Origin of the sequence: Olleya sp. R77988 (assembly GCF_044594215.1) — a bacterium.
Taxonomy (GTDB): domain Bacteria; phylum Bacteroidota; class Bacteroidia; order Flavobacteriales; family Flavobacteriaceae; genus Olleya.
Genome location: NZ_CP138988.1, coordinates 2,309,220 through 2,321,204 on the forward strand (window position 1 = coordinate 2,309,220; position 11,985 = coordinate 2,321,204).

Consider the following 11,985-nt stretch of genomic DNA (forward strand, 5'->3'; position numbering starts at 1 on the left):
ACTGAATCAAGTTCAGCACAAGTAAACGAAGTTAGTTGTTTTTTCTGACAAAGTCAAGTCTTAAAATTTAGTAGTATGAGATTCCTGCTTTCGCAGGAATTGGGTTAAAAACTAAACCCAAACATAAAGGTATCGTTTACTAATCCGATTCCTTGGTAAGCACGTACATAATCTACACGTAAAAAACGCATTTTTCCCCAACCTAAATTGCTTAATCCTAAAGAGTACTCTGTATAAGGTTTGTTTTCTTTTGTAGCTGCTGCATTAAAACCTGCTACTAAATTAAAATTTAGTTTATTTAATAAAGGGATTTTGTTTAAGATATAACCTTTAAAATTGTGTTCTGCATGGATTTCGGCGTAAGCCTTATTAGTACTTAACGCATAATAGGGTAGTATTTTAAAGTTGTTAATATAGTTGCCATCCATAACAACATTGGTTTGATTACCATTAAAATGATGATAATCCATAAATGCTATGTTGTCTGCATTATTAAAGAGTCCTCCTTTTATTATATAAGTTAAATCTCCTTTATTGCCTAGGTTAACATTTTGGTATAATTGTGCTTTAAATTGGTCAAAATTATAGTTGTCATTGCTACTTCCAAAGCCTTTTTGATACCCTAAATACAAGGTTGGTATTTTACCATTTGGGATATTAAATTTACCAAAAGGGTAGGTCATATAATTTTGACCAAAATTAATGCGTGTATTTAAGTTAAACTTCATAATATGATGTGCATCAAAAGACGCAACACCATTTGCAGTTGGATCTAAAGGGTTATTACTGGTGTAATCTCTATTATCTTGTGGATACCAAGCTTGATCTGTTGTATTAAATAATGGTTGTCTGCGATTATAACTTAACCCTGAATACAGATACAGTCCATTTAATAACTCTTGACTGTAATTAAGCTGTGCAAAACTACGATCGTAAATTTTTAAATAATTTTTCTCTGCATATAATGAATACGACGTGTTTAAGGCTTCTAAACTTGTTAAGCTAGGATTAAATTGTTGGACTTGACTTCCTCCAGAAAGCGATACGGAAGCTCTGTTTTTGCGGTTAAACCTGTAGTTTATTTTTCCAATTGCTCTAAGCCTTTCATCCGACGCTCCATAATTGATTGTGGATGATACATTAAAGTGTTTTTTATAATCCTTATAACCCTTAGTGTAATTTGCAGTAACAGATCCATTCCATCCTTGGACAGTATTAAACCCTAATTTACTAATAGGAGAGGAGATGTTAAAATAAGTTTTTTTATAGGAGTTATTGTAACTGTATCCACCTAAAAGATTACCTAATTTAAATTTGTTGTCTACTTTATCAACCGAATCTAAATAGGTTTTAGACTCTCTAACTAACTGGATGCTGTCTTTTCTAACATAATCTTCAGCTTCTGCATTAGTTAACGGAACAGGTCTTTTTTTGTCCCAAAATATAGAGTCTTTTTTGTTGGCATTGTCTTCAAAAGACAAGATTTCTCTAGTAAAATTTTTCTTGTCAAAATTTGGATTAAAATCATAATCGTTATAAGCAGCAGTAAAACGACCATCTCCATTAATACCTAACATACTAAAATTAAAATCGAATAATTGTGTTGTTTTTGCCCATAGTTTATCTGTATTGTAATAGGTATAGGTTTGTTTGATGTTAAACAAATCTACTGCTGGTATTTGTGCTTGTTGACCAGTTAAAGATACATCTGTACCAAATAGACTCCAGTCGTCCTCAACAATATAAATAAAGCCACCAAACGCTTTATCGTTTTTTCGTTTTGGGAGTAGTTCTATTTTATTTATTAGGTTTCCTAAATCATCATAAAATGTTCCAACTAGCTTGTAACGATAGTAATTAAAAGCAAAATCCGAAATTGGTGATACAATCTCGCTACCTAATTCTATAGTATTTTTATAAAAGTTAAACTCGACATCTGTTGCGTTATTAAAACTAAAGCCATTACTGTCTCCACTAATTTTTGAAGCTGTAATGGTTTCTTTTAACGGTTTTGGAGATAAGTATTCTAGTTTGGAAATGGTTTCGGAAAGGTAAACAATTCCACTTCTGGTAACAGAGTCCAATGCACCATCTAAATCTCCAACTTCTTGTCCTAATATTTTTTCTGGAACATTAATTAATTTAAGAAACCCTCTAGAGTAAAATTCTGCTTTAAAAGTATTTGTTCTTTTTAAATTGTCTTTACGCTTTGCTATGGTTTGTCTGATAATGACATTTGCTGGATTTTCTTCAGAGTTAATAACGACTTCATCTAAATTAATATCTTCTTCTGTTAATACTACATTTAATACAAATGGAAATTGGTTTATTGTTACTTTCTTTTTTAAAGTTTTATATCCCAAATATTGAAATGTAATAGTATAGTCTCCTGTTTTATTTATATCAAGAGAGTAGTTACCATCATTATTTGTAGTGGTTCCGTTATTTGTGTTTTCAATAAAAATATTGACTACAGGAAGTGCTTGTTTTTCTTGAGATGTTACTGTTCCGGTTATTTGGGCAAATGTTATAGTGCTAAATAATACAAATAGTGTAAAAAGAGAATATTTCATTTAAGTTGGTTGTTTAATAGTATAGACGTACATTTTTATAAAATGGTTGTCTGACACCAAACATATAACTTAAACAAGCTTTAGGTTGTTATAGAAATTATAAAGTTATTAGAAATTTTTCTTAATTCTTGCCAAGTCACGCTTGTTTTCTCTATCCTTAATAGTTTCGCGTTTGTCGTATAGTTTTTTTCCTTTTGCTAAAGCTATATCTAGCTTTGCAAAGCCTTTTTCGTTTAAAAATAAACGTAAAGGAATAATGGTTAAACCAGAATTGTTGACTTCTTTTTCTAGTTTTTTAAGTTCTTTTTTATTTAATAACAATTTACGCTCTGCTTTTGGTCTATGGTTGTAGTAATTACCATAAGCGTATTCTTGAATAGTCATGTTTATAACAAACAATTCATGTTGTTCATTAAACTCGCAAAAAGATTCTGCAATAGAGGCTTGACTGTTTCTAATAGATTTTATTTCAGTACCAGTTAATACTATTCCAGCAGTATAGGTATCTATAATTTCGTATAAAAACTTAGCCTTTTTATTAAGTATGTTTATCTTTTTTTGCATTGGTGCAAAGCTAATAAAATAGTAGTAAAACCTATTATAATTGTTTAGTCATTTTATGTATACCTCTTAATTTTTGATGAATTAATTTAAAAGGTAATTGATAGGTCTGTACAATTGTAAAACCTTGTTTTTTATAAAACTGTAATGCTTGTATTTGAGTATCCATTGCTTCTAACCAGATAGATTTAGAATTATTTACTTTAGCAAAAGCTTCAATAATAAGCATTAATTTTTGACCCATCCCTTGACCTTGGTAATTTTGGTCTAGATATAATCTATGAAGTTTAGTTGTGGCTTTTTCTTTTTGATGGATTAATCTTAAAATACCAATGTCTTTTTTGGCATCCATAATAAAGTAATACTCTGCATTTGTGTCTTGTAATTCTTTTTTAAGTTGCTCAAAATTATATTGCGAATGTATGTACCAAGAACAATCTTCATTTAACCATAATTGCTTATAAGCAGGAGGGTAAATACGTTGCATTAATTTAAATAATGCTTCGTGATTGTTTATTGTAACAGGTTTTAAGCTAGGCATTAGTTTATGTCTAAAACTTGATCTATCACTTTTCCATTTGTAATGGTTACAATAAAAAGTTTGCTATTAATGGTTTCGTCAATAGATTGGTGTTTGTCTTTCCCAATTATTGCATTTACAAAACTTGGTGTTGTATTACTATGTCCAACAATTAGTATAGACTGTCCATGGGTTTCTTTTTTAAAAGCTTCGTAATCTGTTTGCCTAGGATTATATAAAATTATTGGTAATTTTTTATTGTTTGCTGTTGGAAATGCTGTGCTTAAAGTGCGTTTATAGTTTGTAGAGTATATAGCATCTAGCTTTTTTCTTTTAAAATAACGTTTCCATTGTCTAGCACGACGTTTTCCTCTTCTTATCAGTTTTGGATTTCTGTTTGTTGCATCACTTTTATCTTTTTCTGCATGTCTAATAAAGTAATACGTAGTTTTTTCATGTGTGGTATTACTATCGTCTTGTGCTTTTATAGAAAAAGTAAATAAAAGAACAAAAATTAGAAGTAGTATTTTTTTCATATTTAATAATTAAGCTAGCTCAAGCGCAATGTTTATCATGTCCTTAAACGTTGTTTCGCGCTCTTTACTTGTTGTACTTTCTCCTGTGACTAATGAGTCTGAAATGGTTAAGATAGTTAACGCATTTACGTTATGCTTTGCTGCAACAGTATATAATCCAGCAGTTTCCATCTCTACACACAGTACACCAAATTTGCTCCACTTTTTGTAGGATTCAAAATCGTCTGCATAAAACTCGTCAGACGTAAAAACATTTCCAGCTTTAATTGGGACATTTTTGTTTTTTGCAGCTTCAACAGCTTTTTGAAATAGTTCAAAGCTAGCAGTAGGAGCGTAATCTGCACCACCAAAACGCAACTCGTTAACACCAGAGTTTGAAGAAGCAGCCATAGCTAAAACTACATCTCTAATTTTTATGTGCTTTTGGTAAGACCCAGAACTACCAACACGAATCAAATTTTTTACTCCAAATTGTGTTATTAATTCATGAGCATAAATAGAAATACTTGGCACACCCATTCCTGTTCCCATTACAGAGACGCGTTTACCTTCATAAGTACCTGTATAACCTAGCATACCTCTAACTTCGTTAAAGCATACTGGGTTTTCTAAAAATGTTTCGGCAATCCATTTTGCACGTAAAGGGTCTCCTGGTAATAATATAGTTTCTGCAACATCTCCTTTTTTTGCTCCAATATGTATACTCATTTTTGTTAGATAGTTTTTAAGTTAGAAAGTATTTAAAGTGTCTAAAGTTTTTACTCTTTTATTAATAGTTAATACTTGTTGAAGAATTACCTGTCACTATTGCAATTCCGTTAGATGTACCAATGCGTTGCACACCAATATTAATGTATTTTAAAGCAGTCTTGGTATCTCTAATACCTCCTGATGCTTTTATTTTAGTTAAACCATTATTAATGGTGTTTTTCATTAGTTTTACAGCTTCAGTAGTTGCTCCACCTGTACCAAAACCTGTGGATGTTTTAATAAAATCTGCTCCAGCTTCTATTGCTAATTGACTAGCTTTTACAAGTTCTTTATTATCTAGATAACAAGTTTCTAAAATTACTTTTAACACATGATTTGGCATTTCTTTTTTTACAGACTTAATATCTTTTAAAACAGCTTTAAAATCTTTGCTTTTTAATAAGCCTAGATTAATAACCATATCAATTTCGTCTGCACCATCTTTAAGTGCGTGTTTGGTTTCTTTAACTTTAGCTTTAGTACTCATTGCTCCTAATGGAAAACCTATAACGCTACAAACTTTAACATTGCTATCTTTTAATTCGGCTTTAGCCAAACTAACATAGCAACTATTAACACAAACAGAGAAAAACTGATGTTCTGTTGCTTCTTTACACAACTTTAATATATCTGTTTTAGTAGCAGTAGGCTTTAAAAGGGTATGATCTATATATTGACTTAATGAATTCATCTTTAATATTTATGGTATAAAGTTAATGGTTTTTTGAGTATAAATCACTTTGAATAAACTTCAAATTTTAGCCTTACAAAAGCAAGAATAAAAACTTTTCAAAACTATGATAAAAGTCAGTTTTTAAGGTTTAGAACTCACCTAAATTTGTACCATAAACAAACAATAAATTATTAAATCATGAAAAAATTATTATTACCATTAGCTTTAGTTTTATTATTCTCTTTTAAAGTATCTGCACAAGATGACAATAAAGGATTAGAAGGTGCATGGTGGGCTTTAGGTCAATTAGAATATAATGATAGCGAAGCTACAGACACAAGTACATTTGGGATTTTACCAGTAGTTGGTACATTTATTTCTCCTTCTGTAACAGTTGGTTTAGGAGTTGGTTATAGCTCTACTACTGTTGGTGAAGCTGATGCAGTAGATGCAATTACAATCATGCCTTTAGTTAGAAAATATTGGAGTATTAATGATCAGTTTTACATTTTTGGTCAAGCAGATGTACCAGTACAAATATATGATGGAGCAACTGGTTACGGTTTTAACTTAAGACCAGGAATTGACTTTTTTGTATCTGATGTATTAACATTAGAAGCTACATTTGGTCAGTTTGGATACAATGCAATTTCTCCAGATGAAGGAGATGCTGTAGGAACAACATCTTTAGGATTTAACTCTATGAACGTTAATTTTGGTATCAAGTTATTATTTTAAGAGTTAGTTATCAAAATTGGAAAAGCCACTTTTTAAGTGGCTTTTTTTTTGTTTTAAAAACAACTAAACGCTTCATTTATTTTATATTTAAAAAAAATAGATGAATGAATAAGGACAAAATAGAGAAGGAATACGATTTAATTTGTGTTGGTGGTGGAATTATGAGTGCAACTTTAGCACTAATGGCTAAAATCTTAAAACCTGATTTAAAAGTATTAATTGTCGAACGTCTAGATGACGTTGCTCAAGAAAGTTCTGCAGCATGGAATAATGCTGGAACAGGACATTCTGCACTTTGCGAGCTAAATTACTGTCCAGAAAAAGATGGAGAAATCTCTATAAAAAAAGCCATAAAAATTTGCCAACAGTTTGAAACCTCTAAACAATTTTGGAGTTATTTAGTAGAACAAGGTTTGTTAGACAATCCTAATAGTTTTATTGCTGCTGTACCACATCATAGTTGGGTTTTAGGTCAAGAAAATGCTGACTATCTAGAAAAACGTTTTAATACCATGAAACACCATTTTATGTTTGAAACTATTGATTTTACTAGAGATAGTAGTAAAATGAAACAGTGGTTTCCGTTAATAATGGAAAACAGACAGGAGGATGAGGTTATGGCTGCTTCTAGGATTGATAGAGGTACAGAAGTAAACTATGGTGTGTTAACTAAAACCTTATTTAATATTCTAGAAACAAAATATGATACACCAGTGTACTGTAATATGGAAGTTAAAGATATTGACCCAAGTCCAGATATTGATTGGACTGTAGAAGTTAAAAACCTTAAAACGAAAGAAAAATATAATCTAGAATCTAAACATGTTTTTATAGGAGCAGGTGGTGGAAGCTTGTTGTTATTACAAAAAGTAGAAATTGAAGAAAAAGAAGGTTATGGTGGTTTTCCGGTAAGTGGAGAATGGCTAGTTTGTAAAAATCCAGACCTTATTAAACAACATAATGCTAAAGTATACAGTAAAGCAGGACTTGGTGATCCACCAATGTCAACACCACATTTGGATACACGTTATATAAACGGAAAACGAGAATTGTTGTTTGGACCTTTTGCAGGTTTTAGCCCTAAATTTTTAAAAGAAGGCTCTAATTTTGACTTGTTTAAATCGGTTAAATTTGATAATATTTCGCCATTATTAGGTGCGTTTTGGCATAATTTACCATTAACTAAATACTTAATAGAGCAAGTCACATCGTCTCATGAGGATAGGATGGATGCCTTACGTAAATTTATGAAGGACGCTAAAAGTCACGATTGGGAGATTTTAGTAGCTGGACAACGTGTGCAAATTATTAAAAAGGACGAATTTGAAGGTGGTGTCTTGCAATTTGGCACAGAAGTAGTCAGCAGTAAAGATGGTAGCATCACCTGTTTATTAGGTGCTTCTCCAGGAGCATCTACTGCAACATCAGTAATGTTAGAGGTTTTAGAACAAGCCTTTCCAGAGCTATTACATTCTGAAAAAGGAAAAGCAATAATGAACAAAATGATACCATTTTGGAATACTGAGGTTACTGAAAGTTTGTTTAACGAGCAGTTAGTGAAGAGTGAGAAGTGTTTAAAATTATAATAATACAATTCTATTATGAAAAAAAAGGTTGTTTGGTTATTATTAATAATTTCTAGTTTATTAATTCTAATAACAAAAGTTATCCAGTCAAGAACAAAAAAAAACGAAAAGACTTTTTTAAAAGAGATACTAAATACAAAATCACATATTGAAAAAAATAATAGAGTAGAAAATAAAGATTTTTATAAAACTGAAACAAAAAAAGATTCTGGAGTTTATAATGATGAAGGATTGAAAACAGGAAAATGGATTTATTATTATAATGATGGTATAATAAAAGAACAAGGTTATTATATTAATGGTAAAGAAAATGGTGTTTGGAAAACATATTTTGGTGATGGTGATGAGCATTTAAAGTGCTACTATGTTGATGGGAAATTTGATGGTGAATGGGAAATGAAATGGGGAGAAGGAAAACTACAAGAAAAAGGAATAATGAAAAATGGTAAAGCTGAAGGAAAATGGATCGAATATCATCTAGATGGAAAGACGATTGGAGCAACTGGAGTTTATAAAAATGGAAATCAAAACGGTATTTGGAAAGAGTACCATCCCAATGGAGAATTAGGATTAATAGCTAACTATAAAGAAGGAATTGAAGATGGCGATTTTAAATATTACGATAAAAATGGTAAGTTAAACTTTATAGAAAAATGGGAAAATGGGAGATTAATAAAAAGAAAGAATATTAAAAATGTTATTAATTGATTTTAATCATTAAAATACCTAACCTGCTTTATATACAATTGTCTATCCTCACCATCTAATTTAAACTCGATATCCAACCCAAACTCTAAATACTTCTTTTTGGATTTGTAGACGTTGTAATAATAGTGTTTTTTGATTTTTTCTAATTGTTCAGATAGTTTAATAATTTCTGCTTCAGTCATTACTAACTCACCATTATTTAGGTTAGAATGTGATATGATTTCTACAATGCGTTTTTCGTTATATAATTTAGAAGACGATCCAGAATAACAAATAATCTGGTCGCAGGTTACGCCATCTTCTGGTTGTACAACACTAGCTTCGCCAACTTGTACGTTTATAACATTTCCTAAATAGTTTTTACGATATAAGTTTTTGGTAATGGCTACACCATTAGCTTTTTCGTTAGGGAAGGAGCGATGTACCAAAACACCCATTGCAATACTGTTTTGATCAATACTAAAGTAGTCACGCTCTAAAAACGCACGCTCATACCATAAACTTGACCAGACTTTTTTAATGGCTTTTTCAACAGGTTTTTTATCGCTACCTACAATTCCTGTTTTGGAGTCGTATAATCCAGCTCCAGAAAATCCTACAATATCTTCAGCATTTGTCGAGCTTCTAAAACGCATACGCATATCATTGCCTAAACTTTTTATTTTGGCTTCTACTTTTGCTATTAAATCAGGATTTAGTGGTGTTTTTTTTATTCTTTTTTGAATGGCTTTTAGTTGTTTACTTAATGTTTTTGTGTCTTGATTAATTTTATAATCATAAACCATTTGTTTGACTAAAGTATCAGCTCCAGATGCTTTTAAATGCGCTTCATAATAGTAGAACGGAATTGCAAAAGCAGATTCCGGAATTTTAAAGTCTTCTTTTTTTGCCAGATCGTAAAGTACACCAAAATTAGCAGCTTTTCCACCAACAGTATTTACAGATTTTTGACTTAAGTCGTCTGCATTAATTAATGATTTTGCGTTGGTGTTTTTTTCTAAAAATAGTGTTGTTTTTTTCTTCTTTTTCGTTTTTCTTTCAAACTGCTCTTTTGAAATTGGTTTGATGTAAAACGTATCTAAAGCGACTTCAAAAGACACATATTGGTTATCATAGCTTTTTAAAATATCAGATTGCATCGCTTTGGTATAAGCTGCAATTGGGATTTGTCTATTTTTACCTAAAACAGAAATATGGCTTAAAGGTGTTTGTAAAATAGTAGTTATAACACCAGCTGTAATAGGTAATTCTAATATTGGTTGGTCAATAACAATAATATCGTGTTTTGTTATGTTTTCGTGCTTTAAAGAGTCTACAGATACAAATTTTAAGCAACCATAGTTTTTTTGTGTACTTACTGCTTGATAGGTTTGGTCACCATATAAATCTGATGCAGATAGAGTAGGTATGTCTAAAACAGATTCTAGTTTTTCTAGTCGTGCAGTATTTAAAAAGAAATTAAAGGTTTTAAAATAGGTGGCTTTTTTAATGGCTTCATAAAATGTTTTGATGTCAGAAATTTGCATCTCATCAATTGGCGACAACTCTAAATTATAAGAATCGTTAGCTAAATAATGATTGATATTACCTAGTAAAAAACGTTTTTTTGGATGCTGAGCCTTATAGTTTGAACCATTAAATTGTTGTAATGTCTCTGGTATTTCTAAATAGCCTTTACAGAATCTATAATGGTATTTATAGACTTTACTGTTTATAAAATACAATTGCTTTTCTTTAATATCAAAAACAACTTTTAATGCATCTACATTCCCATATTTATTAGTAACAGGAGTTGTTTTTAAGGTATTAAAATCTGATTCAGAATTTAATACACTTTTAAACTTAGTTTGTGCAAACCCTAAAGTTGAGGTTATGATAAAAAGTAATATTAAATGTTTTTTGATTTGAGATATAGTCAAACTAAAGTGTTTTTTAATTAGATGTATACAATATATGTTAATTATAGTTTACAAAAAAAGCAACACGCCACTTTTGTCAAGTATTGTATTGCTTTAGCTAATAATTTTTTTAAAGACTATTTTTTTGTTTTAAGCTGAAGTATGCGCTCTTCAAAAGTTTTAGCATCAATAGGATTACAAATAGTTTTAAATAGACTATTTATATCTTCACTATGCATTGCTCTTTTTTGTTCTAAGATATTAAAGTGAGTAAAACCACACCAAATTATAGCTTTTAAATGCGTTTTTTTATCATCATACATGCGCATTTCCACCATTAAATCGCTACTACTTTCTCTAAACAACTGAGACTCTATAGTTACAGTTTCCATTAAAAACGCTGGTTTTAAATAAGCAATCTGATTACTATTTGTAACCCAACTTTGCCCAGTTTTTCTTGCCATTTTAAACATATCAATATCATAATGTTCTAATATCATATCTTCTCTGTGATTTATAAAATAGTTAATATAACTACCATTATTTAAATGGTTAAAAGGATCGCAATCTTGAAACCTAATTTTAGTTTTACTTGTTACAATTTTTGGAAGGTTATTCATCATTTATTTTGTGTTTAAAATATACCAAACGGTATATTTAGGGTTAAAAAAATATTATGCTTTCATTTGGTTAATAATCATTTGATCAATTTGATCCATTGTATCTTTAATATAATAATTATCATTCATTGTATGAGCCATAAAAATAGCGCCTTGAATCATGGTGTCAATACGTTTTGAATATTGCATTACATTAATTTCTGAAGAAATTTCATTAGCCTCAATTCCATCTTCAATTATAGTTGCTAATTGACCTTGAATACGCTCTATAACATGTCTTACTTTTTCTAATAATTTTTGGTTTTGGTTATTAGCATCTACACCAACATTTATAACAGGACAGCCACCCATTTTTGAAGTAAATTGAAAATAATTACGATAAAAATCTACAATTAAAAATAGTTTTTTAATAGGAGAATCTTCTTGCTCAATATATTTTGAGATAGCACTCATTACAATTTTTATATTGTATTTATATGCAGCTATTGCTAATTCTTCTTTGTTTTTAAAATTACCATAAATTGCACCTTTAGTAAGTCCAGTAGCTTTTGTTAAATCGCTTAAACTTGTTGCTGCATAACCATTTTTATTAAAAATTGGAGCAACTGTTTCAAGTATAAATTGAGTTGTATGTTGTGATTTTGAAATCATGATGATTCAAATATAATAAAAATATACCAATCGGTATATTAATTGATAAAAAAAAGCAACACGCCACTTTTGTCAAGTATTGTGTTGCTTTTCAACTAACCAACCATTATAAAAACGTACTATTTTACGCTTTATTTTATGTTAACAGAACTTTGTGATTTTGACAATGTT

Annotated in this window: 12 protein-coding genes; 3 read left to right on the forward strand and 9 right to left on the reverse strand. The window is 30.1% G+C overall.

Annotated elements, in window-relative coordinates; all coding sequences use genetic code 11:
* Positions 1 to 104: 104 nt before the first annotated feature.
* The 6 genes from SJY17_RS10575 to deoC all read right to left on the reverse strand — a co-directional run bounded on the left by SJY17_RS10575 (position 105) and on the right by deoC (position 5,631).
* Entirely contained in the window at positions 105 to 2,573 is a 2,469-nt protein-coding gene (locus SJY17_RS10575; protein WP_397362526.1) for a DUF5686 and carboxypeptidase regulatory-like domain-containing protein, read from the reverse strand.
* Between the two features lie 108 nt (positions 2,574 to 2,681).
* Entirely contained in the window at positions 2,682 to 3,137 is a 456-nt protein-coding gene (smpB, locus tag SJY17_RS10580; protein ID WP_397362527.1) for an SsrA-binding protein SmpB, read from the reverse strand.
* Positions 3,138 to 3,171: 34 nt separating this feature from the next.
* Positions 3,172 to 3,675, reverse strand: coding sequence for a GNAT family N-acetyltransferase (locus SJY17_RS10585; RefSeq protein WP_397362528.1), 504 nt, complete (start codon positions 3,673 to 3,675; stop codon positions 3,172 to 3,174).
* Positions 3,675 to 4,190, reverse strand: coding sequence for a SixA phosphatase family protein (locus tag SJY17_RS10590; protein WP_397362529.1), 516 nt, complete (start codon positions 4,188 to 4,190; stop codon positions 3,675 to 3,677). The genes SJY17_RS10585 and SJY17_RS10590 overlap by 1 nt, the downstream gene beginning before the upstream one ends.
* Before the next feature lie 9 nt (positions 4,191 to 4,199).
* A complete protein-coding gene (gene deoD / locus SJY17_RS10595) occupies positions 4,200 to 4,898 on the reverse strand; it encodes a purine-nucleoside phosphorylase (RefSeq protein WP_397362530.1) in 699 nt (232 codons plus the stop codon).
* A gap of 61 nt (positions 4,899 to 4,959) precedes the next feature.
* Entirely contained in the window at positions 4,960 to 5,631 is a 672-nt protein-coding gene (deoC, locus tag SJY17_RS10600) for a deoxyribose-phosphate aldolase (protein WP_397362531.1), read from the reverse strand.
* A 180-nt stretch (positions 5,632 to 5,811) separates the two neighbouring features.
* Between deoC and SJY17_RS10605 the strand changes: the two genes are divergently transcribed.
* The 3 genes from SJY17_RS10605 to SJY17_RS10615 all read left to right on the forward strand — a co-directional run bounded on the left by SJY17_RS10605 (position 5,812) and on the right by SJY17_RS10615 (position 8,645).
* Entirely contained in the window at positions 5,812 to 6,351 is a 540-nt protein-coding gene (locus SJY17_RS10605) for a hypothetical protein (RefSeq protein WP_397362532.1), read from the forward strand.
* A gap of 104 nt (positions 6,352 to 6,455) precedes the next feature.
* Entirely contained in the window at positions 6,456 to 7,937 is a 1,482-nt protein-coding gene (mqo, locus tag SJY17_RS10610) for a malate dehydrogenase (quinone) (RefSeq protein ID WP_397362533.1), read from the forward strand.
* A 15-nt stretch (positions 7,938 to 7,952) separates the two neighbouring features.
* A complete protein-coding gene (locus tag SJY17_RS10615; protein WP_397362534.1) occupies positions 7,953 to 8,645 on the forward strand; it encodes a toxin-antitoxin system YwqK family antitoxin in 693 nt (230 codons plus the stop codon).
* 2 nt (positions 8,646 to 8,647) lie between these two features.
* Here SJY17_RS10615 and SJY17_RS10620 read toward each other — a convergent pair whose 3' ends face one another.
* From SJY17_RS10620 to SJY17_RS10630, 3 genes are all read right to left on the reverse strand, one after another.
* Entirely contained in the window at positions 8,648 to 10,564 is a 1,917-nt protein-coding gene (locus SJY17_RS10620; RefSeq protein WP_397362535.1) for a PEP/pyruvate-binding domain-containing protein, read from the reverse strand.
* Positions 10,565 to 10,680: 116 nt separating this feature from the next.
* Positions 10,681 to 11,166, reverse strand: coding sequence for an acyl-CoA thioesterase (locus SJY17_RS10625; RefSeq protein WP_397362536.1), 486 nt, complete (start codon positions 11,164 to 11,166; stop codon positions 10,681 to 10,683).
* A gap of 51 nt (positions 11,167 to 11,217) precedes the next feature.
* Entirely contained in the window at positions 11,218 to 11,814 is a 597-nt protein-coding gene (locus SJY17_RS10630; protein ID WP_397362537.1) for a TetR/AcrR family transcriptional regulator, read from the reverse strand.
* Positions 11,815 to 11,985 lie beyond the last annotated feature (171 nt).

Coding starts and splice junctions, on each gene's coding strand:
- SJY17_RS10575 (WP_397362526.1), bottom strand. CDS start 2,573: ATGAAATATTCTCTTTTTACACTATTTGTATTATTTAGCACTATAACA.
- smpB (WP_397362527.1), bottom strand. CDS start 3,137: ATGCAAAAAAAGATAAACATACTTAATAAAAAGGCTAAGTTTTTATAC.
- SJY17_RS10585 (WP_397362528.1), bottom strand. CDS start 3,675: ATGCCTAGCTTAAAACCTGTTACAATAAACAATCACGAAGCATTATTT.
- SJY17_RS10590 (WP_397362529.1), bottom strand. CDS start 4,190: ATGAAAAAAATACTACTTCTAATTTTTGTTCTTTTATTTACTTTTTCT.
- deoD (WP_397362530.1), bottom strand. CDS start 4,898: ATGAGTATACATATTGGAGCAAAAAAAGGAGATGTTGCAGAAACTATA.
- deoC (WP_397362531.1), bottom strand. CDS start 5,631: ATGAATTCATTAAGTCAATATATAGATCATACCCTTTTAAAGCCTACT.
- SJY17_RS10605 (WP_397362532.1), top strand. CDS start 5,812: ATGAAAAAATTATTATTACCATTAGCTTTAGTTTTATTATTCTCTTTT.
- mqo (WP_397362533.1), top strand. CDS start 6,456: ATGAATAAGGACAAAATAGAGAAGGAATACGATTTAATTTGTGTTGGT.
- SJY17_RS10615 (WP_397362534.1), top strand. CDS start 7,953: ATGAAAAAAAAGGTTGTTTGGTTATTATTAATAATTTCTAGTTTATTA.
- SJY17_RS10625 (WP_397362536.1), bottom strand. CDS start 11,166: ATGATGAATAACCTTCCAAAAATTGTAACAAGTAAAACTAAAATTAGG.
- SJY17_RS10630 (WP_397362537.1), bottom strand. CDS start 11,814: ATGATTTCAAAATCACAACATACAACTCAATTTATACTTGAAACAGTT.